18 protein-coding genes are annotated in these 22,022 nt (G+C 61.8%); 9 read left to right on the top strand and 9 right to left on the bottom strand.

The genetic code is table 11. The features are described from left to right. Window positions 1-206 precede the first annotated feature (206 nt). On the top strand, window positions 207-1,148 hold the full coding sequence (locus PPUTUW4_RS09770; protein ID WP_041474822.1) for a class I SAM-dependent methyltransferase: 942 nt from the start codon (window positions 207-209) through the stop codon (window positions 1,146-1,148). A 79-nt stretch (window positions 1,149-1,227) separates the two neighbouring features. Here the strand turns inward: PPUTUW4_RS09770 and PPUTUW4_RS09765 are convergent, their stop codons facing one another. The 3 genes from PPUTUW4_RS09765 to PPUTUW4_RS09755 all read right to left on the bottom strand — a co-directional run bounded on the left by PPUTUW4_RS09765 (window position 1,228) and on the right by PPUTUW4_RS09755 (window position 5,562). Continuing rightward, on the bottom strand, window positions 1,228-2,571 hold the full coding sequence (locus tag PPUTUW4_RS09765; protein WP_015094478.1) for an MFS transporter: 1,344 nt from the start codon (window positions 2,569-2,571) through the stop codon (window positions 1,228-1,230). A 37-nt stretch (window positions 2,572-2,608) separates the two neighbouring features. Next, entirely contained in the window at window positions 2,609-3,685 is a 1,077-nt protein-coding gene (locus PPUTUW4_RS09760; RefSeq protein ID WP_015094477.1) for a C45 family peptidase, read from the bottom strand. A gap of 149 nt (window positions 3,686-3,834) precedes the next feature. Beyond that, window positions 3,835-5,562, bottom strand: a complete 1,728-nt coding sequence (locus tag PPUTUW4_RS09755) for an amidohydrolase (protein ID WP_015094476.1) — start codon at window positions 5,560-5,562, stop codon at window positions 3,835-3,837. A 105-nt stretch (window positions 5,563-5,667) separates the two neighbouring features. Here PPUTUW4_RS09755 and PPUTUW4_RS09750 point away from each other — a divergent pair, with 105 nt between their 5' ends. Next, on the top strand, window positions 5,668-6,579 hold the full coding sequence (locus PPUTUW4_RS09750; protein ID WP_015094475.1) for a LysR family transcriptional regulator: 912 nt from the start codon (window positions 5,668-5,670) through the stop codon (window positions 6,577-6,579). A gap of 112 nt (window positions 6,580-6,691) precedes the next feature. Here PPUTUW4_RS09750 and PPUTUW4_RS09745 read toward each other — a convergent pair whose 3' ends face one another. Beyond that, window positions 6,692-7,465 carry a helix-turn-helix transcriptional regulator gene (locus tag PPUTUW4_RS09745; protein WP_015094474.1) on the bottom strand — a complete coding sequence of 258 codons (774 nt, stop codon included), beginning with the start codon at window positions 7,463-7,465 and terminating at the stop codon, window positions 6,692-6,694. Window positions 7,466-7,575: 110 nt separating this feature from the next. Here PPUTUW4_RS09745 and PPUTUW4_RS09740 point away from each other — a divergent pair, with 110 nt between their 5' ends. Both PPUTUW4_RS09740 and PPUTUW4_RS09735 read left to right on the top strand, forming a co-directional pair. Further along, window positions 7,576-8,679 (top strand): extracellular solute-binding protein, encoded by a 1,104-nt coding sequence (locus tag PPUTUW4_RS09740; protein WP_015094473.1) that lies wholly within the window; start codon window positions 7,576-7,578, stop codon window positions 8,677-8,679. 164 nt (window positions 8,680-8,843) lie between these two features. After that, entirely contained in the window at window positions 8,844-9,974 is a 1,131-nt protein-coding gene (locus PPUTUW4_RS09735) for a P1 family peptidase (protein ID WP_041474821.1), read from the top strand. 221 nt (window positions 9,975-10,195) lie between these two features. On the opposite strand, the gene PPUTUW4_RS09730 is transcribed toward PPUTUW4_RS09735, so the two are convergent. After that, entirely contained in the window at window positions 10,196-10,816 is a 621-nt protein-coding gene (locus PPUTUW4_RS09730) for a TetR/AcrR family transcriptional regulator (protein WP_015094471.1), read from the bottom strand. 165 nt (window positions 10,817-10,981) lie between these two features. On the opposite strand from PPUTUW4_RS09730, the gene PPUTUW4_RS09725 reads away from it, so the two are divergent. Next, window positions 10,982-11,422 carry a hotdog fold domain-containing protein gene (locus tag PPUTUW4_RS09725; protein ID WP_015094470.1) on the top strand — a complete coding sequence of 147 codons (441 nt, stop codon included), beginning with the start codon at window positions 10,982-10,984 and terminating at the stop codon, window positions 11,420-11,422. A gap of 152 nt (window positions 11,423-11,574) precedes the next feature. Here the strand turns inward: PPUTUW4_RS09725 and PPUTUW4_RS09720 are convergent, their stop codons facing one another. Then, window positions 11,575-12,297 carry a GNAT family N-acetyltransferase gene (locus PPUTUW4_RS09720; RefSeq protein ID WP_015094469.1) on the bottom strand — a complete coding sequence of 241 codons (723 nt, stop codon included), beginning with the start codon at window positions 12,295-12,297 and terminating at the stop codon, window positions 11,575-11,577. A gap of 278 nt (window positions 12,298-12,575) precedes the next feature. On the opposite strand from PPUTUW4_RS09720, the gene PPUTUW4_RS09715 reads away from it, so the two are divergent. Beyond that, on the top strand, window positions 12,576-15,950 hold the full coding sequence (locus tag PPUTUW4_RS09715; RefSeq protein WP_015094468.1) for a multicopper oxidase domain-containing protein: 3,375 nt from the start codon (window positions 12,576-12,578) through the stop codon (window positions 15,948-15,950). A gap of 230 nt (window positions 15,951-16,180) precedes the next feature. Here PPUTUW4_RS09715 and PPUTUW4_RS09710 read toward each other — a convergent pair whose 3' ends face one another. The 3 genes from PPUTUW4_RS09710 to PPUTUW4_RS09700 all read right to left on the bottom strand — a co-directional run bounded on the left by PPUTUW4_RS09710 (window position 16,181) and on the right by PPUTUW4_RS09700 (window position 19,166). Then, a complete protein-coding gene (locus PPUTUW4_RS09710) occupies window positions 16,181-16,765 on the bottom strand; it encodes a YceI family protein (RefSeq protein ID WP_015094467.1) in 585 nt (194 codons plus the stop codon). Window positions 16,766-16,902: 137 nt separating this feature from the next. Next, window positions 16,903-17,574, bottom strand: coding sequence for a phosphoribosyltransferase (locus PPUTUW4_RS09705; RefSeq protein WP_015094466.1), 672 nt, complete (start codon window positions 17,572-17,574; stop codon window positions 16,903-16,905). Between the two features lie 233 nt (window positions 17,575-17,807). Next, window positions 17,808-19,166, bottom strand: a complete 1,359-nt coding sequence (locus PPUTUW4_RS09700; RefSeq protein WP_015094465.1) for an MATE family efflux transporter — start codon at window positions 19,164-19,166, stop codon at window positions 17,808-17,810. A 442-nt stretch (window positions 19,167-19,608) separates the two neighbouring features. On the opposite strand from PPUTUW4_RS09700, the gene PPUTUW4_RS09695 reads away from it, so the two are divergent. The 3 genes from PPUTUW4_RS09695 to PPUTUW4_RS30555 all read left to right on the top strand — a co-directional run bounded on the left by PPUTUW4_RS09695 (window position 19,609) and on the right by PPUTUW4_RS30555 (window position 22,007). Next, a complete protein-coding gene (locus tag PPUTUW4_RS09695) occupies window positions 19,609-19,881 on the top strand; it encodes a hypothetical protein (protein WP_015094464.1) in 273 nt (90 codons plus the stop codon). Between the two features lie 174 nt (window positions 19,882-20,055). Then, window positions 20,056-20,190, top strand: coding sequence for a hypothetical protein (locus PPUTUW4_RS30485; RefSeq protein ID WP_256355847.1), 135 nt, complete (start codon window positions 20,056-20,058; stop codon window positions 20,188-20,190). Between the two features lie 320 nt (window positions 20,191-20,510). Next, window positions 20,511-22,007 carry a methyl-accepting chemotaxis protein gene (locus PPUTUW4_RS30555; protein ID WP_015094463.1) on the top strand — a complete coding sequence of 499 codons (1,497 nt, stop codon included), beginning with the start codon at window positions 20,511-20,513 and terminating at the stop codon, window positions 22,005-22,007. Window positions 22,008-22,022 lie beyond the last annotated feature (15 nt).

Genomic DNA, 22,022 nt, shown 5'->3' with positions numbered 1-22,022 from the left:
ATTAAACGTGATAACTCGCGCATAGCGAGCACCGAAAACCCTGTGGGAGCGGGCTTGCTCGCGAAGGCGTAGTGTCAGCCGCTATTAATGTTGGCTGACACTACGCCTTCGCGAGCAAGCCCGCTCCCACAGGGGGACTTGTGTAGTCCGTCGAGTGCGCAATTATGGTTAAATGCCGCCCCTTTCCACGCCACCGACCCGACCCGATGAACCCTGAAGCCCTCGCCACCCTCGACCAGCACCTGCTGACCGCCCTCGCGGCCGCCCCCGCCGAAACCCGTCGCCTGTTCCACGGCCGTGGCCGCTGCTGGCCGGGGCTGGAGCAAGTGACCGTGGACTGGTTGCAGGGCGTGGTGCTGGTGGCGTTGTTCAAGGAGCCGGAGGCGTCGCAACTGGAAGACCTGAAGCAGCGGCTGATGGCGATCACCCAGTCTGATCAGTGGGCACAATCCGGCGCCCATACGCTGTTGCTGCAACATCGCTACCTGCTGCAAAGCACCACCGAATGGCTGCTGGGCGAAGTCATCGAAGAAATGACCATCACCGAGGGTGGCCTGAAATACCGGGTCGACCTGGGCCGCAAGCAGAACACCGGGCTGTTCCTCGACATGCGCTACGGCCGCGACTGGGTCCGTGCCAACGCACAGGGCAAGCGGGTGCTGAACCTGTTCGCCTACACCTGCGGCTTCTCGGTGGCGGCCATCGAAGGCGGCGCGAGCCACGTGGTCAATCTCGACATGTCCAGCCCGGCCCTGAGCCGTGGCCGCGACAACCACCGGCTCAACGGCCACGACCTGGGCAAGGTCACGTTTCTCGGCCATGACCTGTTCAAGTCCTGGGGCAAAGTCATCGGCAAAGGCCCGTACGACCTGGTGATCATCGACCCGCCGTCGTTCCAGAAAGGCAGCTTTTTGCTGACCAAGGATTACCAGCGGGTGCTGCGTCGGTTGCCGGAATTGCTCAGCCCTGAAGGCACGGTGCTGGCCTGCATGAACGACCCGGCGTTTGGGGCGGACTTCCTGATCGATGGCGTGACTCGTGAGGCGCCGGGCTTGCGGTTTGAGCAGCGGCTGGAGAATCCGCCGGAGTTTCCGGATGCGGATGTCGAGTGTGGGTTGAAGGCGTTGGTGTTCAGGCTGGACAACTAGAAAAGATCGCAGACTGCGGCAGCTCCTACAGGGTTTTGTATTTCCCGTAGGAGCTGGCAAGGCCTGCGATCTTTTGATCTCAAGAGCGTGTAGCTAAACCAGCTACCGACGGATGCCTTCCCTCTCCCGCCACCTCATCAATCTGCGCCATGCTCAAGTGCGCGGTCTCCCTCAAGAAGAACGAGCAGACCGCCACAATCGCCAGCGCCACCGAGCCGTACACGGCTACACCCACCGCATTGTGGTGGGTGGCAATCAGGATCGCCGTGGCCACGCTCGACGCCGTACCGCCGCCAAGTGCAGCGCCGATCTGGTAGGCGGCGGACATCCCCGAATAGCGCATCTCCCGGGGGAACTGCTCTGCGAGAAAGGCCGGAATCGGCCCCTGTGTCGCTCCCATGAACGCGCCAACCGCGATGTAGGCCAGGGTCGATACCAGCAGGCTTTTCATGCCGACCAACGGGAAGAAAGCAAAGAACCCGACGGCCATGATGACCGCACCGAGGATCATGACCTTGCGACGGCCGATCCGGTCGGACAGCAGGGCAAACAATGGCGCGGTCACCACGATGGCCACCGACAGCGAAAAATCGAAGATCAGTGCATCGGTGCTGCCGTAACCGATCTGCGTGGCGTACGACAAAAAGAACGTGCTGCCGATGTAGGCGATGGTCACGTAGCCAAACGCGATCCCCGTGCACAGCAGCATTTCTTTCGGCCGCGCCCGCAGTGCCGCGATCAGTGGCATACGCACCGGCGCCTTTTGTTCGACGCGCTGTTCGACGGGTTTTTGCAGCCGCGCATAGAGCCCGATCAACACCAGCACACCGCCCAGCCAGAAGGGAATGCGCCAGGCGAAATCGGCGAGATTATCGTTGGAGGCGACACTGACAATGCCGAACACTGCCGCGCCGAGGATGCCGCCGATGCCGATGCCCATGCTGGTGAAACTGCCCCACAACCCTCGTCGACCGGGCGGCGCCGACTCGATGCCGAACAGCGCCGCCCCGCCCCACTCACCACCGGCGGCGAAGCCTTGTATCAAGCGCAGCAACACCAGCAGAGCCGGTGCTGCCAAGCCAATCGACGAATAGCCCGGCAGGCAGCCGATCAACAAGGTACTCAAGCCCATCAGCAACAGGGTGATCACCAGCATTTTCTGCCGGCCGATCCTGTCACCGTAGTGCCCGAACACCATGCCGCCCAACGGTCGGGCAAAAAAGCCCGCGCCAAAGGCGCCGAAGGCAAACAGCGTGGCGGTCAGCGGGTCCATCTGCGGGAAGAACACCTTGGGAAACACCAGCGCCGCCGCCGTGCCGTAGATGACGAAGTCATAGAACTCCAGCGCGGTGCCCATGCCGGAGACGAAGAAGGTTCTGAGGGCGGACTGCGAACCCGCCGGGGAATGACCGTAACTAGCCATATCGAGTGCTCTTTTTGTTGTTATGGAGGACGTCGTTTCAGAAGCGCTGGAAGCCGTCGCGGGCCAGCAGCATCGGGTTGCCGGCGACGTATTCGAGGACCGCGTTTTCGCTGTCGATGCCGATGGTCAGCAGGGTTTCCCAGCGCTCGGTGGCCGGCAGGCTCAGGTCCGGATGGAAACAGATCGGCGCCTCGTCCCCGGCGTCACCGCACATGGCCCCTGCCCGGCGATTCAAGTCGCCATGGATCATGTCGACCCGCGCCGCGTTGACATGGGCCAGGCGTGCGTAGGTGGTCGATGCATCCGGCGTTCGCTCGCCAAGGCTCAGCACCGGGTCAAGGAAGTGATTGGTGTGGGTGATCCAGCCGTCTTCGCCGGGCAGGACCACGGCGATGCCGGCAGCGGACATTTCAATGCTCGCCGCCCGTGGCGCCGTATCACGGGTCGAGAACACGGTCAGGACGGTCGACGCACTGACCCGCGCCGACCGCGCCAGGGCAATGGCCTCTTCAACGCTGGTCGCCTCCTCCAGGATCCGTCGGGCAATGGCGTGCACCGGCACCCCGGCTACCGCGTTATCACTGGCGTGGTGGAGGATGTTGAAGTGCAGCCCGAGGCCGGCGCTGTTCACGCCGATCTTGCCCAGCATGCCGAACTCGGTGAACAGCTTGACGGTCATGCCGGAAGGGTTTGTCAGTTGCAGCAGCATGCCGTGGGGCACCAGCGAATCGTGCCAGTCCCAGGTCTGGATGGTCCTGGGCGCATCGGCCCCCGCCGGCGCGAAGACCGCTGTCGAGCATTCGCCCTCGAGAGAGGCAGGCATCACCGCGAGGATTTCCGTGCGGGCGTTCAGGCTCGCCAGTTGCCACAGGGGAATCCCGGCGCCTTCGGCCGTGGCTTGCAGTTCCTGGGCCAGGTTCGGGCTCCAGTCGGTGAGTGCTTGCAGGCTGGCTTCGCCCAGGGCGCGCACCTGTTCGGGCGCCACGCCCACCTGATTGAAAAAGTCGAGATAGAGCGCCACCGTCTTGCCGATTTGCGCCGCCCAGGTTTCGCCGATTTGCTGGCCTCGAATCTGTGGGTTGTGGGTGTCGGTGACGAAGCAATGCAGTTTCACGAGCGGTGTTCCTTTTTTGCGTGGGTATTCAACCTGTGGGAGCGGGCTTGCTCGCGAAGGCGGGGTGTCAGTCAACATCTGTATTGCCCGATACACCGCTTTCGCGAGCAAGCCCGCTCCCACAGGTACTGTGTCCGGCCTGAATGGAATCAGGGTTTAAGGGAAAAGATCTCGCGGCCGGCGAAGAAGGTCTGCAGCACCCGGGTATCGCGCAAGGCCTCGGACTTGACGGTGAAGACATCACGGTCGAGGACGATCATGTCGGCCTGTTTGCCCGGCTTGAGCGAACCGATCTGTTCTTCAAGGCGCAGGGTGCGGGCGGCGTTGAGGGTGTAGGCCTGGAACATGGTCTGGCGGTCGATGTCTTCGGCGGCGTTGAGCACGCCTTTGGGGCCGGTGCGGCTGACTGCCTGATAGATCGCCTTCCACGGATCCGGCGTGGTGATCGGCCAGTCGCTGGCGCCGGCAATGGTCGCGCCGTTCTTGAGCAGCGAACGGGCCGGGTACGAATACATGAAGGCCATGGCGCTGACATAGGGCTTGACCAAGTCCATGCTCGACTCATCGGCCATGGCCCAATACAGCTGCATCGAGGCAATCACGTTGAGGGTTTTGAAGCGGGCGAATTCCTTAGGGTTGACCATTTGCAGGTGCGTGATGGAGTGGGGAATCCCGCTTTGCCGATCCTTGCGCGCCTGTTCGATGCCGTTGAGCGATTCACGCACCGCGCGATCGCCAATCGCGTGGATGTGCACCAGCCAGCCACGGGCGTCGGCAGCGCTGACCAGCTCGCCGAAGTGCGCCGGGTCGATCAGCAATTCGCCGGATTTTTTCGAGTCCTTGTAGGGCTCCAGCATGGCGGCGCTTTGCGCCGGAACTTCCGCCACGCCGTCGGCAAAAATCTTGATGCCCGGCAGGGTCAGGTTGGGCACGCCGATAAACTGCTGGCGAACCTTGTCCAGTTCATCCAGATCGGCCGGTGTGGCTTTCGAATCGGCCATCAGCAATGCGGCCACATGCGCGGTCAGCTCGTCGCGCTCGGCCAGCGCCTTGTAGATCGGCAACACCCCCAGCGACTGATTGTTCACATCGCCACCGGGAATTTCATTGGCGATGGGGTCCATCCAACCGGTGATGCCCAGGCTTTTGTAATAGTCGAGGGCTGCACGCGCGCCCGCCATCAATTCCTCGGTGGTCGGAGGTGGCAGCAGGGCCTGCACCGGATACAGTCCGGCGTCGACCAGGAAGCCATTGGGCCGTCCATCGTCGTGATGCCCGATCGTGGCCTGCTCTTCGTCCTTCAACGCCTTGACCCGCGCGACATCCACTCCGGCACGCTGGAGCATCGCCCGGTTGGCCCACCCCGTGTGCAGGTCCCAGCCCAGAAAGAGAATCGGCGTGTCTGCCCATTCGCCCTGATTGAAGCGCTGCTCAAGCGCCTCGACCTGGCTCCAGTAAGTCGATGGCAAGCCGCCGACGCTAAGGATGTCACCGCGTTTGGCCTTGCCGTCTTCGCGCCACTGACGCAGGCGCTTTTCCAGCTCGTCGAGCGCCAGCAACTCGCCGTCCAGATTGGCCTGACGCAATTGCAGGCCGCCCTTCACCGTGTGTGAGTGCGAGTCGATAAACCCCGGCATCAGCACCTTGCCGCCCAGGTCGACGATGCGCGTGCCCGGCTGTTTGAGCCGCAGCACCTGGGCATCGGAACCCACCGCCGAAACCTTGCCGTTCTCGACCGCAATGGCCTGCTGCAAGGGCTGGCCAGGTTCGGCGGTGTACACCCTGGCGTTGTGCAGGATGAGATCAACAGCGGCCATACTTTCCATCGAGGAACAGGCCAGAGCAAGCGACGTGGCCAGAGTCAGAATCTGTTTCATGGGTGGCTCTTTATTTTTGTTGGGCTGCAGCCAATACTATCCAAGCCGAATCGACAACTGAATGCCTGCTCCCGCACAACTTCTGTGCCTATCAGGAATAGATAAATGGATAAAATGGGTGCCCTGACCATGTTCGTCGCCACCGCCGAACAGGGTAATTTCAGCCGCGCCGCCGACCTGCTCGGCAAGACCCCGTCCGCCCTGACCAAGGCCGTGGCTCAACTGGAGGAAGAACTCGGCACGCGCCTGTTCGACCGCACCACCCGGCGCATGGCGTTGACCGAGGCCGGTCGCATCTACCTGGAAGGTGCACGCCAGGCGCTGATGCAACTGCAACTGGCCACCGAGGATGTGGAGCAGTTGCAGCATGAACTGCGCGGCGACCTGCGGATCACCGCCCCGCCCTCGTTCGCGCCGGCTTTTCTGAACCAGGTGTGCTGTCGCTTTTTGACCGCGTACCCGCAGGTCAAACTGGAAGTGGACCTGAGCGATAACTTCGAAGACCCGGTGGACGGTGGCTATGACCTGGCCCTGCGCGACGGCCCCATCGACCTGCCTGGCGTGATCGCGCAGCCGCTGGTGGAAAACCAGGTGTTGCTCTGCGCCAGCCCGGCTTACCTGGCGCGCAAGGGCGAGGATGTTTCACTGGAGAACTATCAGCAGCACGACTGGCTGATCTTCCGCCACCCGCTGCTCAACCGGCATTTCTGGTGGGTCAAGCAAGGCGAGCAACGAATTCGGCTGACACAACCGACGCCGCGGGTGGCCAGCGACAACTTTGATTTTCTGCTGGCCTGTCTGCTCGATGGGCAGGGTCTGCAGTTCATCCCGCAATGGAGTGCCGCGCCCTATCTGGCGCGGGGTGAATTGGTCGAGTTGATGCCGCAGTACTGGCGTGAACCCAGTGCGTTCGGGCCGTGGATCTACGTGCTGTACCTGGCCCACCGGCGCAACACACGCAAGGTCAAAGTGTTCATCGAATACCTCAAGGCGCATTGGCAGGAACAGCAGGCCTGAAGACCGCATAGCGCCCTTCGCGAGCAGGCTCGCTCCCACAATGAAATGCAGTTCAACTGTGGGAGCGAGCCTGCTCGCAAAGGCGACGGCTTGGGCAACCAGACAATCCGGATTAGCGCGGCTGCAACACCAGCGCAAACAACTCGCCATGCCCGTTCACGTTGAGCTTGTGATAGAGGTTGCGCCGGTGCACTTTCACCGTTTCCGGGGAGATGCCCATTTGCTGGGCGATGGCCTTGCTGGAGAAGCCCTGGAGAATCAGGCGCGCGGTTTCGATTTCCCGCACGGTCAGGCGGGCGTCGAAGCGATCGAGCAAGGTCGCCAGATCGCCGGCCGGCGGTTCGGCGACCGGCCCTTCCGGAGGCAGCAAATCCAGGTGTCGGCGCATCGCGGACAGCACCCAGTCACGCACGCATAGCAGGCGCCCCTGATCCTCAAGGCCAAAGCGCGTCGAACGCCCGAGGGACAGGCCGAGCACGGCGCCGTCGAGGTTGACCATGAACTGCAACTCGTCGCCACCGACCACTGTGCTGAAGTAACTCAGGTAGTACTCGCTGTGCTGGAACTGGTCGGGGGCCACCGATTCGAGGCTGTGCAAGCCGTCGGCGATGCCGGCGCACACGGCTTGATAGAATGGATCGAGCAAGTACATGCCGGCGCGGTAGTCCGCCAGTTCTTCCTGCTCGGCACTGTTGCCCTTGGCATCGAAATCAATCAGCAGGCGCGGCACGTGGCCCGGGCGCATCAGCGCCACCAGGGCGTTGTCCAGCGGCACCAGCAGCCGCAGGGTATCGACCAGCGCCCGCCAGAAACCGTCTCGCCCCACCGTCGTAAAGACCCGCGCCAGCCCCTGGTGCACCGGCAACTCTTTCAACAACGCGTCCACGCACTACCCCTTTTGAGTAACCCATGATGGGAATGGGTGAAGGCCACCCCGGTCGATACGCTGCAAACTCCTGATTACCACCGGCCGCAACAGGCCAGGAGTGCCGCATCATGAGTCGTCACCGCTTGTATTTCAATCTGGGGTTTGGCGCCTGTCTGGCGGTGTCGCTGTCAGCGCTTGCCGTCGAAGCCCCGACCGTGCACGTGTACAACTGGTACGACTACATCGGCCCCACGACCCTGCAGGACTTCAAGCGAGACACCGGGATCGCGCCGGTCTACGACACCTTCGACAGCGCCGAAGTACTCGAAGGCAAGTTGCTCACCAGCCGCAGCGGCTACGACGTGGTGGTGGCCAGCAACTTCAGTCTGCCGACCCTGATCAAGGCCGGTGCCCTCGCCCCACTGCCCCGCTCGCAGATGCCGGACTTCAAGAACATGGACACCGAACTGCTGGCGAAACTGGCCAGCAACGATCCGGGCAACCAGTACGCCGTGCCGTACCTGTGGGGCACCAACGGCATCGGCTACAACATCGACAAAGTGCGCGCGGTACTGGGCGACAAGGCGCCGGTGGACTCCTGGGACCTGGTGTTCAAGGAGGAGAACCTGGCCAAACTCGGCGAGTGCGGCGTGGCCATGCTCGACTCGCCGTCGGAGATGCTGCCGGTTGCCCTGCATTACCTCGGCCTGCCGCCCAACAGCACCAACCCCGAAGACTACAAGAAAGCCGAAGCGCTGCTGCTCAGGCTGCGTCCGCACATTGCCTACTTCAACTCGTCGAAGTTCATCAGCGACCTGTCCAACGGCAACATCTGCGTGGCGGTCGGCTGGTCCGGCGCGATGCTCGAAGCCAAGACCACCGCCGAGCAGGCCGGCAACGGCGTGAAGATCGCCTACAGCCTGCCCAAGGAAGGCGCGCCGGTGTGGTTCGACACCCTGGTGCTGCTCAAGGACGCCCCGCACCCGGTACAAGGGATGGCCTTCATCGAGTACATGATGCGCCCTGAAGTCATCGCCCCGGTCAGCGACCACCTCAATTACCCCAACGGCAACCGCAGCGCGACCACGCTGGTGGCCGAAGCGACCCGCAACAACCCGGCCGTCTACCCGTCAGCCGAAGCCATGGCCACCCTGTTCACCCTCCAGCCCCTGCCACCGGCGACCGAGCGCGTACGCACGCGAATCTGGAGCAAGGTCAAAAACGGCCAATAACCCACCGCATACCCTTGTGGGAGCGGGCTTGCTCGCGAAGGCGTTGGGTCAGCCAACGTTGATAGCGACTGACACTACGCCTTCGCGAGCAAGCCCGCTCCCACAGGGGATCTACGATGCCCGAAATACCCCTTTTTTCTGCCACGAATCGAATGAGAAAACCCATGAAACCACGCGCCCGCGACCTGAACATCCTGTTCGGCCAACTGCAACCCGGCCCGCTCAATGCCATCACCGACGTCCCCGGCGTGCGGATCGGCCACTGTGATGTACGAGGACGCACGGCCAACGGCCGCGACATCCTCACCGGAGTGACCGTCATCGAACCGCGTGCCGGTTCCACCAGCCAGCAACCGTGCTTTGCCGGCGTGCATGTTCTCAACGGCAATGGCGATGCCACGGGCCTGGAATGGATTCGCGAAGCGGGCTTGCTGACCAGCCCCATCGCCTTCACCAACACCCACAGCCTGGGCGTGGTGCGCGATGCGCTGATCGTGGTCGACCGCGAACAGCAAGCCGATGACGGACGGCTCTACTGGAACATGCCGGTGGTGCTGGAAACCTTCGACGGACTGCTCAACGACATCAACGGTTTTCACGTGAAGCCCGAACACGTAGCCCAAGCCGTGCACTCGGCGGCGGGTGGCCCGGTGGCCGAAGGCAATGTCGGAGGCGGCAGCGGCATGATCTGCCACGAATTCAAGGGCGGCATCGGTACCGCGTCGCGACGCTTGAACAGCGCCCAGGGTGGCTGGACAGTGGGGGCGATTGTCCAGGCCAACCATGGCATCCGCCATGAACTGCGCGTCGACGGGTATCCGGTCGGGCGCTACATGGAACAGGTCGATTCGCCGTTCCTCAAGGCCTCGCTGCCCCATCCGGGCATGGGTTCGATCGTGGTCTGCCTGGCCACCGATGCGCCGCTGCTGCCACACCAGTGCACGCGCCTGGCCCAACGCGCCAGCCTTGGCCTGGCCCGCACCGGCGGCGGCAATGAAGACCACAGCGGCGACATCTTCATCGCCTTCGCCACCGGTAACGATCACGTGCCACCGGCTGCATACGAGAGCAAGAAAGCGCCGACCACAAACAACCTGAGCATGGTCAACAACGACCACATCAGCGAGCTGTTCCTGGCCGCCACCGAAGCCGTTGAAGAAGCCATCATCAATGCCCTGCTCGCCGCCGACACCGCCGAAGGCAACGGGCATGGGGTGCCGGGGCTGGATGCCGAAACCCTGCTCAAGGCGTTGCGCCGCGCCGGCTGGCCGGGGGATGCGACTAGCGGTACTTGAGTGAAACACTCGGTCTTTCTAGGATGAACTTACGCAGTCGCTTGCTTGTGCAAGCCGCTGCGTAGGTGGTGAGTGAACTGAACCCCTACCAAGCTCACCGCCTGCTTCATGCGCATCTTGAGCCTCGAGGGCTCTACTTCCTCCCCATCAAAGAGCTTTGAGGCTCTTTTTTTGTCTCTGAAAAACCATCTCTCAATCAACACATTCCCCCTGTGGGATTTTCATTGAGGCTCGGTGGTGCACAGCGACCGCCACGCTGCCTGCGCCAGCATGTCCCGGTACGCCCTCGGGCTGCCCTTGACCCGGCCCGACAACCACGCGCGGCAGTAACTGTCTGCCTGGCCGATGATCAACGACAGTATCAACTCCGCCGGAAAACCACCCAATTCATCGCCGTGAGCACCCAGCCACTCCAGCAACTGCTTGTTGCGCGCCTTGTTGCGGGTGGCGAGTTCGTCCTTGAACGGCCCCTTGGTGACGGCAAATCGCGCGTGGTACTGGAACCGCGCCCACTCCGGCTGGCTATCGACCCAATCCACATAGCTGTGCACCAGCGCGTGCACCCCCGCCTGCGTGGTTTGTGCATCCGCCAGGTAGCTGTCGCGCAAACGGGCCTGATCATCGAGGGCGGTAAAAAACAACGCCGCCACCAGGCCTTCCTTGTTGCCGAAATGGTGATAGATCGCGCCGACACTGGTATTGCATTCGGCGCGGATCATTTCGATGGTGGTGGCCTCGATCCCCTGTTCGTTGAACAGGCACAGGGCCTTTCTGAAGATGTCGCGCTTGAGTTCGGCGCGTCGTCCGGGGTAGCAGCGTTCGAGCAGATCGGCGGTATCCATGCTGAAAAACAGTCCGCAAAAGTCATGAGTGGAGGCTGGCGGTTGCCAGCGAACAAGTGGTGCTAGGTTGACAGATTTCCTTTCAACAGAATACTGTTCCGTAACAGAACATTATTCTGTTACGGAAACTTGCTCTGTAAACCATCATCCTCAAGAGGCAAAAAAATGAGTCAGTTCCTCAGCATGTTCAACAGCGCAGGGCCAGAAGCGTTCAGCAAATTGGCCTGCCAGGTGGCGCCCTACTTCTCCACCATCAACCCGCTGGTCCAGGATTTGCGCAAAGGCTCGGCCACCGTGCACGTGCCGTTTGCCCGGGAAATCACCAATCATTTGGGTTCGGTGCATGCGATAGCGATGTGCAACGCCGCCGAGCTGGCCGCCGGGATGATGACCGACGTTTCCATTCCCGCCGGCGCCCGCTGGATTCCCAAGGGCATGAGCGTCGAATACCTGGCCAAGGCAAAGAGTGATGTGACGGCGGTAGCCGAAGGAGATGCAGTGGACTGGACCTGCGAAGGCGACAAGATCGTGCCGGTGGACATTCACGATGCCGAGGGCAAGAAGGTGTTCACGGCGCGGATTACCATGAATGTGAAGCTGGCCTAAACGCTGACCGCCTCTCGCGGAAAACTCGGTCCCTGTGGGAGCGGGCTTGCTCGCGAAGGCGTCGTGTCAGTCGCCATAAATGTTGGCTGACACACCGCTTTCGCGAGCAAGCCCGCTCCCACAGGGAAATTGTGGTGTTTAGTTGAATGCGGTCAGACCAGGCGCAACCGGGGGCCAGACGCCGGCACTGCATCATCACCCATACGCTCGCGCACAAACTCATTGGCCTTGCGCGTCAACTGGTCCAGATGCCGGTCGCGCTGTTTTTCCGCGTCGGTCATGGCCCGCTTGCCGTGTTTTTGCAGCAGATAGGTATGAATCTGCCGCACTTCCAGCGAGCTGTAGATCGACGCCACGTCCAGCAGCGCCATCAAGCCACCGGTACTGTGGTCGCGGGTATTCATCAACACCTGGGTCGCACGCACGCCCACCACCTGAAAACCCATCGCCTCGAAATACGGCACCTTGGCCACCGCGCAGGTCAGCTCGGCATGGGGATAGCGGCCGACCATTTCCCGCAGCATCCGTCGTGCCACACCCTGGCGCCGATACTCGGCCTGTACAGCCATGTACGCCACGCCACAGGCTTCGGGGTCGTCCTGCACCGGCAGGTACAGCAAAAAGCCGAGCACCTTTTGCGGATCGTCTTCGTCCGTGGCAACGATCAACTCCACGGCAATGCCTTTTTCACCGTTGAGCGCCTCCAGGTACAGGTGCACCTCATAGCCGATCGCGTATTGATAGAGGTTGTACAGCAGGTTGCTGGGCGGGATCGCGACCATACTGATGTCGGTCAGGTTGTCGACCACCATCTGCAGGATCTGGCTATTGATGTGCTCGGGGCACGAGGTCTTGAAGTGGCTGATCAGGGGCATTGCGGTGACAGGCTCCGGGAGGTGGGCCGCCTATCATAACGCGCCTGACACCTGCGGTCCGAAGGGTGATGGTGGTGTGGCAGGGGATTGGGGAAATGGGTGGGTCAAGCCCCCCGAACTTGAGGATTGCCACCCACTTCGGCGCTACAGAAAAGTCTTCAATGTTTTGATACAAATCAATCTTCCATATCTCCCGAGACCCTCTGGTGATTGGCGTAGCTCTTGCATCGACCGCATTGCGTACGTCAGCCACATCGGCGCGCCTCGAGGGAAACAATATGAAAAGCCTGCCTGACCTCAAACCGCTCGGTTTCAGCAAAACGGGCATCGCCGCTGTGATGCTGATCAGTATCGGCACCCTCAACGCCGCACCGCTGGACGATGTCAGCCAACCACCACCGACGGACCCCTCGGCGTATACCAACCCGCCGGCCGACCCCCAGGCCGCGGTGGATGCCATAGAGGCCATGCCACCCACCAACACGGGTGCCTTCGCCCTGCCCAATGGCGTGTATGGTACCCGCACCACGCCGACGACCGACAACGTGCTGCCGCCAGCGCTGCAGACATCGTTCAAGATCCCCACCAACGGCAAGCCCAGCCCGTTGTTCGGGGCGCAGCCGTACACCCAGCAATTGCTGTTGTTCGAAGAATTCGGCACGGAAAAACTTGACCCGACACTGCCGCCGCCCACCCTGACCTTCCCGCCTCCGATTGTCGGCCCGGCGCCCACGCAGGACCCGAACAACATCGCCCGCAGCGGCCCTTCGGCCGCGGCGCTCGAAGCCTTCATGCGCCAGCCCGGGCTGTACCCGTTTCCGTCGCAGTTTTCCAACGTGCTGGACCGCAACCCGTGGAAAGCGCAGATCGAAGCCTTCCTCAACCGCCATCCGGTCGGCTCGCCGGCCGAAGGGCGTCCGCCAGGAAAAGGCTGGTCGCACCAGCGCTGGAACGAGTTCTACCCACAGGTCGCCTTCAAGACCGCTCAAGCAGGCGCCAAGCTCAACGGCGGCATGCGCGACCGTCGCCAGTTGCACAACTACGCCGTCGGTGAGTTCGGACCGGGTGGCCTCTACTACCAGACCTCGGACATCCCGACCACGACGGGCACCACCAAAGGCATCGACACGCGTTTCCACCCCAACATGCCGATTCAGAACCACAAGGCGCTCTGGACCTTCGACGGCACCTTCCCGGCAAAACTGCTGATGGTGCGCTACGGCCAGGGCGTGCTGATGCGGCACTACAACGCCCTGCCCATCGACCCGTCGGCCAACATGGGTTTTGGCCTGCATACCCTCAGCACCCACGAACACAACGGCCACTCCCCGGCCGAAAGCGACGGCTATGCCAATGCGTTTTTCTTTCCCGGCCAGTACTACGACTATCGCTGGCCGGTGCAACTGGCCGGTTACGACACCATCAACACCAATGCGCAGGATCCGCGCGCGGCCTTCCCCTGCGCCCCGGGTGAAACCCTGTACGTCAACGATGCCACGCCGGGCCTGAAGACCTGCAACAACGGCACCATCAAGATCCGTGGCGACTGGCGCGAAACCATGAGCACCCACTGGTTCCACGACCACATGCTCGATTTCACCGCGCAGAACGTCTACAAGGGCAACGCGGTGATGATGAACTATTACAGTGCCATGGACCGCGGTAACGAAGCCTTGGAAGACGGTGTCAACCTGCGCCTGCCCAGCGGTTCGGCGTTGCCCTGGGGCAACCGTGACTACGACGTCAACCTGATGCTGGCCGACAAGGCCTGGGATGCCAATGGCCAGTTGTGGTTCAACCCCTTCAACACCGATGGTTTTCTCGGCGATCAACTCTTGGTCAACTGGCAGTACCAGCCGCGTCTGAAAGTGCGGGCGCGCAGCTATCGTTTCCGCATTCTCAATGGCTCGGTGTCGCGCTTCTTCAGGATCGCGCTGGTGCGTGAAATCGTCGGTACCGGTGGTGAATTCCCTGGCCCGACAGGCTCCGGCCTGTCCTATACCCGCGTGCCCTTCCACATGATCGCCAATGACGGCAACCTCATGGAGCACGCCGTACCGTTCGACGGCAGCATGGATCTGGACGGTGACGGCGATGTGCAGGACCACAACGCGATCCTGCCTGCTCAGGGCATCGCCGAACGTTACGACATCATCGTCAACTTCGCGAAAAACGGGATTAGCGTTGGCGACAAGCTGTACTTCGTCAACCTGATGGAGCACCAGAACGGCAAGGGGCCGGAACCTGTGCCGCTGAGCCTGGCCGATGTCCTTTCCGGCAAGTACAAGGCGGTGCTCAAGCTGGGCAGCAAAGGGCTGGAATGGGACGGCGGCGACCCGGTGGTGGGCAAGTTCCTGCAGATGGTGGTGCAGCCTTACGCTGGCCAGGACGTGAGCATGAACCCTGCCGACTACGAACCTGCCAAACCGGGCAAACCGGTTGGTAAGGTCATGATCCCGTTGACGATCAATCGTGACGATCCGACGATGCAGGCCAAGCTCAAGGCGGCGCGGCATCGCGAGTTCATCTTCGGTCGCTCCGACGGTACCGACGAAGAGCCCTGGACCATCAAGACCGACGGCGGTTTCGGCTACCAAATGGATCCTCGGATCATCAGCGCCGCTCCGCAATTGGCCACCGGTCCGACCCCTGCCGGGTTCTCCGGCGATGGCACCCTGGAAGTGTGGAAAATCAGGAACGGCGGCAACGGCTGGAGCCACCCGGTGCATGTGCATTTCGAAGAAGGCGTCGTCCTCAACCGCGACGGCAAGGCACCGCCGGAATGGGAAAAATGGGCACGCAAGGACGTCTATCGCATCGGCGAGGGCATCGACAGCTCGGTGGACGTGGACATTGCTATCCGCTTCCGTGAATTCGCCGGGACCTACATGGAGCACTGCCACAACACCCAGCACGAGGACACGTCCATGCTGATGCGTTGGGATGTCGAGCACCCCGGCCAGTTCCAGTTGATGCCAACGCCCCTGCCTGGCTGGGACGGCGTCACCTACGTCAATTCCGCCGCGCTGCCGACTTTCCGCACTGGCGATGAACGTGTCGAAGACCTCGCCAACCAGAAACCTGTCGCCAACCCCGACAGCGCCATCAGTAACACCGGCCAACCGGTGACCATCAACGTGCTGGCCAACGACAGCGACCCTGACGGCAACGTGCCGCTTAAAGTGGTGGGTCTGGAGCAACCGGACTCCGGCAAGGGCTCGGTCAGCACCGACGGTCTGCGCGTGATCTACACACCACCGGCCACGATCCCCGCGCCGTTCACCGCGACCTTTACCTATAGGGCCAGCGATGCGAAGAATGCGGAGTCGGCACCGGCGACGGTGTCCGTGGCGGTCTCGGCAGGGGTCGTCGAGAACCTGATCGTCACCAGCGCCACCGTCACCGCCCGCAGCAGCAGCCGCTGGTATTGGGTGCTGTCCGGCACCACCTCGCGTGGCACGGGCAATAGCATCACGGCGACGGCCACAACCACAACCGGCACGGTGAACCTTGGCACCGCCACCCTGACGCTTACGCCGACAGGCGCGCGCTGGAATATAGCGGTGACAACCGTCGGCAGCGGCCCGTCGCCCAACCCGACAGCGACCATCAAGTCGGCCTTCGGCAAAACCGTGACGGTGCCAGTACACTAGAGTGGATTGATCGGCGCCCGGTCCATGCAATGTGTACCGGGCGCTTTTTTTGCGGATCGTACGGTGGGCCGAGTGAGGTTCTATTCGCAAAGTGCCTCGCATTTGCGCTGACTGTCAGGCCGCCTTCGCGAGCAGGCTCGCTCCCACCATTGGATCGGCGTCGTACACAGATATTGTGTTCACCAAAGATCAAATGTGGGAGCGAGCCTGCTCGCGAAGGCGGCCCCCAGTCACCGCTGCGGCGCCACCATCCGAAAACGGATATTGATCTCGTTGGACACCATACTGTCCGCCCACTCGCCCTCGCCTATCTTGAAGTCGTCACGCTTGAGCACCAGTTGGCCATCGAAGATGCCGATGGAACTCTCCGACTTCAGCATCACCGGCACACTCACTTCCCGAGTGAGCCCGCGCAGGGACAATTTGCCGGTGAACCTGTAGCGGTTATTGCCCAAGGCCTTGATGGACGTCGACTCGAACGTCGCCACCGGATAAGTCGCGGTATCGAACCATGCCGGTTTTTGCAGCTCAGTGTTGGCGTCGCTGCTGCCGGCGTCGATGCTGCTCAGGTCGATGGTCAGTGCGGCATGGGCGGCGCCCGGGTTATCGGTGTCGAAGTCGAGGTTGGCCTTGAACTTACCGAAGGTGCCGTAGGTTCTAGAACCCATCTGCTGATAGGTGAAACTCAAGGTACTGGCCTTGGCGTTGACTTCCTTGTATTCCACGGCTTCAGCGAACGGCGTCAGGCTGAACTGCACCGGGCCGAACACCAACGTGCCGGCCAGAGCGATGCAACGCGCGGATCGAAGGTTCATGGCACTCTCCGGGAGGGCTCCCGTATTGAGTTGGCGTGCCGTACACAAAGGCCGGCATCAGATGGACTAAAGCAAACAACCGGCGTTTATTCCACCTCACCCGTTGAATTGCGACCACCTGCCACTGGCCGCCGGTGCTACCCGCACGCCTCGCGTTGCCACGCCCGCCGCAACAGTTCGATCACCTCGGCATCCGAAGTCTGGGAAAAGTCCATGTACCAATGGCCAATCGAAGTGAACCACTCGGGCATCAGCGGGCAGACCAGTTCATCCACCTCGCGGCGCAGCGCCTCCACCGTCTCGATCGGTGCCACCGGCACCGCCACCACGATGCGCGCAGGTTCCTGCACCCGCAGCGCCTGGATCGCCGCCCGCATCGAAGCGCCGGTGGCCAGGCCGTCGTCGATCAGGATCGCCACCTGATCCTTGAGCTGCACCGGCGGGCGCGTGCCACGGTAGACCTGCTCGCGGCGCAACAACTCGCGGCTTTCCCGTTCGACCACGGCGTCGAATTCAGCCTTGGCAATCGGATGCACCCGCAGCGCCTCTTCATTACGAATCCGGATGCCGCCGCTGGCAATCGCACCCATGGTGTACTCCGGGTGGGATGGCACGCCGAGCTTGCGCACCAGCATCAGGTCCAGGCGAACCTTCAGCGCCGTGGCCACCTCATAAGCCACCGGCACGCCGCCACGGGGCAAGGCCAGAACGATGACATCGGGGCGATTGGCGTAAGGCAGCAGCGGCTCGATCAAACGCCGCCCGGCCGCTGGCCGGTCTTGCAGGATGGAATGGGACAAGGGGCTCATGTGAAAACCTCCCCAGGCGATTGCGCCTGACTTTTTCAGTCACACCGTCCTTTTGTGGCAAGGGGCTCTGTGGCAGGGGCTTTTGTGGCGAGGGGGCTTGCCCCCGTTCGAGTGCGAAGCACTCGCTAACACCGTTGATCATAAGATTTCTGGGGCCGCTACGCAGCCCAACGGGGGCAAGCCCCCTCGCCACAGAGTTCAGTGAACAGCATGCCCCTCCCGACGCGTCCCGCCTACACCAACCGCTCAATCTTCTGATGCTGCCACACCAGTTTGTAATACAGCGTCTGCAGCACCAGCATCCCCAGATACGCCACCGGAAACGCCATCCACACCCCTTGCAGCCCGAACTTCGCATCCAGCAGATACGCCGCCGGCAACTGCACCCCCACCACGCAGACAATGGAAATCGCCACCGGCACCATCACCGTGCCGCTGGCGCGCATGATGCCGCCGATGATCGCCTGGAAGCCAAACACCAACAGGCTCCAGAGCATGATGTGCAACAGGTGCTGGGCCATGCTCCGCGTCGCTTCTTCCGTGAGGAACGACGCCAGCAGCCAATGCGACAGCAAATACCCGAGCACCACCAGACCACCGGTCAGGCACACATTGATCATCAACCCCGTGCGCAGAATCGGCCCCATGCGTTCGATGCGTCCCGCCCCAATCGCCTGCGCGCCAAGAATCGACGCGGTAATCGCAATCGACAGCGCCGGGAACTGCACGTAATTGACGATCTGCGTCACCGCGCCATAGGCCGCCGTCGCCTGGGAACCGTGCTGGTTCACCAGCGCCAGAATCACCAGCTCCGACAGCGACAACACCACCATCTGCAACCCGGTGGGCAAACCGATGCGCAGCACCTTGCCGAGAATCGCCATGTCCAGCTTCATCGCCGCAAAGAACTCACGGTCCGGCGCCAGCGGATGGCCCTTGCCAATCAGCCGCCACGCCAGCAACCCCATCGCCACCAGGTTACCCACCAACCCGGCAAACGCCGCACTCTGAATCCCCATCGGCGGCAAGCCAATCCACCCGCGAATCAACGCCGGCGTCAGCGCCAACCCGACCATGGTCGACACCACCAGCGCCAACAACGGCGACAAGGTATCGCTCACCCCGCGCAACAACTGCGTGAACAGCACAAACACCAACAGCGACGGCATGATCCACAACATCACATGGGCATACGCCACCGCATCGTCCAGCACATCCGCCGGCGTCCCCAACCCCACCAACGCCGAGCGCGCAAACACACTGCCCACCACCGCCGCCGTCAACCCGATCAACACCCCCAGCAACAAGGTTGCCCCGGCAATCGCCTTCACCAGATGCGTCTCCCGCGCCCCCCACGCCTGCCCGATCAACACCCCCGCGCCGGCACCGAGGCCGATCACCAGGGCGATGAAGAAAAACACGATGGGGAACATCCCCGACACCGCCGCCAGCGCCTGGGTGCCAAGCATCTGGCCGATGTAGATGCTGTTGACCGTACCGGACATGGATTGCAGGAAGTTCGACAGCACCATCGGGGCGAGGAAAAACAGGTAGGTTTTCCAGAGAGGGCGTTGGGGGTTGGGGGTTTGCATGGGCGAAGATCCATCTCGACGGCAGTAGCGATGATTAAGGATAGCGTGGGTGGCTGAAACCAAGGGGCGATGACCATCTCAGGTCTGTGTCTGGATATCCAGCGGCCTGAGGTGAAAGGTCTGAAGTTTCATCATCAAAGGTCCTACACAAAGCTCGGAATGCCTCACCTTCCCGCGCTGATCTCGTGCGGCTTATAGTCGGCGCCGTCGCCCTAATGGCGATTCGGGTTTGGCGACCTGACCTCAGAGAATGCGAAGGCTATCCGCTTTATTGCAGGTATCATCGCACCCGCAAAGCCGCTGTTATGGCGGCTGTGCGCGGGAGACCTTCGGGTCTGCCGGTTTTCTCTGTGCCGGTTCGCCAACCTGCGCACAGCTGCCACCCATTCGTTTGGCGACGACTGAGTGACGGCCTTGAGCCAATCAAACAGAGATCTTCACAATGAATCGATACATACCTCTCACCGGAATCGACCTGGTTCCGGCCTCCCTGCTCATCGACACCCAAGCCCCACTCGACGTCCTGCAAGCCATGGCCGATTACCGGATTCGGACGGTTACGCAGGTGCTGGAAAACATCGCCTACCGATCCGAACTCGGTTGTGACACGGTGGTGCTGGAAGACTTTGCCAAATTGCTGGTCATTCCGTTGCGCGATGGTTGTGACTTGATGGATGTGATTGGCAGACGCCTGCGAGCACAAGCAGCGGAGTAAGCGAAAACGGGCGCCAGATCTAATCAGGCGCCCTTTTTGTTTGCGCTGCGTGAAGACGGTTCTGATCACTCACAACACCTTCCCCCAAAGTGCCAAACGCCCCTGCCAACAGTCAATTAGCTAAACTTCATGAGTAAACCACTTCGCGAAACCCTGAATATCAGGAGGCGAACAATGAGCAAGCAACCTCAACCCCAAAGCCGCTCCAACCCCCAACCCAGATCCCGTCCGTTGGTGCCGAACCTGCCGAGCAAAACCGGCAACAAGTCCGGCGGCTTGCGCGGTAACTATCCGCCGAAGAAGTCGTAATTGCCTCGGGTGTAAGACAGGCTTTGCAATGGAGCCTGTCGTACACCCCGTCACTTCAGCATTACTTGCCTCTATATCGGACATTGTTTTCCACAAGCGACGTCGTTCCGGCCAAGAATGATGGCCAAGGGCTACGCTCTACACGGTTTCTCAAATACACCTCGTGCATGCCGGCAATCGATTTGCCTCAATGGCTTAAGCGATAAAAATCCTGTGGCGAGGGAGTTTGCTCCCTCGCCACAGGTTAAGTGTGAGGCTTGTCTTCCGGTATCAGTCCAACCCCTGCTTCTTCGCGGTTCGATTACATGGAGTAAGCGTACATGCCCTTCCCCCCTCGTTTCCTCGACCACTACCGCAAAGCCGACCGCATCATGCTGGGCCTGATCTGGTTGATGTTCGCTTTCGCGGTGGGCCTGGCGTTCTGGCACGACACCTTCAAGCAGGCACTGTTGGTGGGTGGCGGTACCAGCGTGTTGCTGACGCTGGTGTATCGCGCCATCGGCGGTTCTCGGTTGATGCGCTGTTTGCTCGGCACAGGCTTGATGGTGATGGCGGCGTTGCACATCAACCAGGCCGAGGGGGTCATTGAGTCGCACTTCGGGATTTTTGCGTTGTTGGCGGTGTTGACGTTTTATCGGGACTGGCTGCCGATTCTGGTGGCGGCGGTGACGATTGCGCTGCATCACGTGGTGTTTCATGTGCTGCAGCACCAGGGTTTTCCGGTGTTCGTGATGGCGCATCACGGTGGCTGGACGATGGTGTTCGTTCACGCTTTTTATGTGCTGATGGAAACGGTCGCGCTGCTCTATCTGGCGGTGCACAGCCAGGCCGATGCGGTAGAGAGCCAGGACATGCTGGACAAGATGCTCGCCGCTGCTTCACAGCTGACAACCGATCCCGGTCAGGGTGACAAGGCGCGGGTGCATGTGTCACTGGCGCAGCGGTTCGATCAGTTCCTGATGCAGATCACCGCGTTGGTGGACGGGGTGGTGCGTGACTCCAACGGCTTGGGTCAGTTGGGCCAGGAGTTGGCCAAGGCCAGCAACACGCTGGAGAAAGGCGCCAAACATCAGTTGACGGAAATCGCGCAGATGACCGGGTCGATGCAGCGCATGGGTGATGCGATGGAGCACATCGTGGTGCATGTCGAGCATGCCGTTGCCCATGCCGGCCAGGCCAGTGTGCAGATCACCCGCGGGCAGGAAAGCGTGAACCGCGCGCGGCAGGAAATCACCCATCTGGCCTCGCGCCTGGAAGGCACCAACCAGACCGTGCAGGTGCTCGCCGGGCAGGCGCAGCAGATCGGTACGGTGCTGGAGGTGATCAGCAGCATTGCCGAGCAGACCAACTTGCTGGCGCTCAACGCGGCGATTGAAGCGGCGCGTGCCGGCGAGCAAGGCCGCGGCTTTGCCGTGGTGGCCGATGAAGTACGCAGCCTGGCGCAGCGCACGGCGGTGTCCACCAAAGAAATCCGGACCATTATCGAGGCCTTGCAGCAAGGCAGCCGCAAAGCCGTGGAGGCCATGCAGGACAGTCGCGAAGGTGTGGAGCGCTGCGTCGAGGACAGTCAGTTGGCGGCAGCGATGTTGCAGGCGGTCGGCAGCGACATCTCGCAGATCGATGAGCTCAATGGGCGAATTTTCACGACGACCCGCGAACAATCCACGGCGAGTGTCGAGATTGTCGGGCGCTTGCAGTCGGTGCAGAGCATCGCGCAGAACACGGCGGATGATGTGCAGACGCTGGCGTCGAGCAGTCGGCGCTTGCCGCCTATTGCGACTCGGCTGGATGCGTTGGGGCGCACGTTTCATCAGTGATGCTCGATGCGGGAG

This window comes from Pseudomonas sp. UW4 (genome assembly GCF_000316175.1).
Classification (GTDB): domain Bacteria; phylum Pseudomonadota; class Gammaproteobacteria; order Pseudomonadales; family Pseudomonadaceae; genus Aquipseudomonas; species Aquipseudomonas laurylsulfatiphila.
The sequence above is the reverse complement of the archived record's forward strand: the minus strand, read 5'-3'. Positions and strand labels throughout refer to the sequence as shown.

Excerpts from the sequence above, each read along its gene's own strand:
- PPUTUW4_RS09770 (WP_041474822.1), top strand. The coding sequence starts at position 207 with ATGAACCCTGAAGCCCTCGCCACCCTCGACCAGCACCTGCTGACCGCC.
- PPUTUW4_RS09765 (WP_015094478.1), bottom strand. The coding sequence starts at position 2,571 with ATGGCTAGTTACGGTCATTCCCCGGCGGGTTCGCAGTCCGCCCTCAGA.
- PPUTUW4_RS09755 (WP_015094476.1), bottom strand. The coding sequence starts at position 5,562 with ATGAAACAGATTCTGACTCTGGCCACGTCGCTTGCTCTGGCCTGTTCC.
- PPUTUW4_RS09750 (WP_015094475.1), top strand. The coding sequence starts at position 5,668 with ATGGATAAAATGGGTGCCCTGACCATGTTCGTCGCCACCGCCGAACAG.
- PPUTUW4_RS09740 (WP_015094473.1), top strand. The coding sequence starts at position 7,576 with ATGAGTCGTCACCGCTTGTATTTCAATCTGGGGTTTGGCGCCTGTCTG.
- PPUTUW4_RS09735 (WP_041474821.1), top strand. The coding sequence starts at position 8,844 with ATGAAACCACGCGCCCGCGACCTGAACATCCTGTTCGGCCAACTGCAA.
- PPUTUW4_RS09730 (WP_015094471.1), bottom strand. The coding sequence starts at position 10,816 with ATGGATACCGCCGATCTGCTCGAACGCTGCTACCCCGGACGACGCGCC.
- PPUTUW4_RS09725 (WP_015094470.1), top strand. The coding sequence starts at position 10,982 with ATGAGTCAGTTCCTCAGCATGTTCAACAGCGCAGGGCCAGAAGCGTTC.
- PPUTUW4_RS09720 (WP_015094469.1), bottom strand. The coding sequence starts at position 12,297 with ATGCCCCTGATCAGCCACTTCAAGACCTCGTGCCCCGAGCACATCAAT.
- PPUTUW4_RS09715 (WP_015094468.1), top strand. The coding sequence starts at position 12,576 with ATGAAAAGCCTGCCTGACCTCAAACCGCTCGGTTTCAGCAAAACGGGC.
- PPUTUW4_RS09710 (WP_015094467.1), bottom strand. The coding sequence starts at position 16,765 with ATGAACCTTCGATCCGCGCGTTGCATCGCTCTGGCCGGCACGTTGGTG.
- PPUTUW4_RS09705 (WP_015094466.1), bottom strand. The coding sequence starts at position 17,574 with ATGAGCCCCTTGTCCCATTCCATCCTGCAAGACCGGCCAGCGGCCGGG.
- PPUTUW4_RS09700 (WP_015094465.1), bottom strand. The coding sequence starts at position 19,166 with ATGCAAACCCCCAACCCCCAACGCCCTCTCTGGAAAACCTACCTGTTT.
- PPUTUW4_RS09695 (WP_015094464.1), top strand. The coding sequence starts at position 19,609 with ATGAATCGATACATACCTCTCACCGGAATCGACCTGGTTCCGGCCTCC.
- PPUTUW4_RS30485 (WP_256355847.1), top strand. The coding sequence starts at position 20,056 with ATGAGCAAGCAACCTCAACCCCAAAGCCGCTCCAACCCCCAACCCAGA.
- PPUTUW4_RS30555 (WP_015094463.1), top strand. The coding sequence starts at position 20,511 with ATGCCCTTCCCCCCTCGTTTCCTCGACCACTACCGCAAAGCCGACCGC.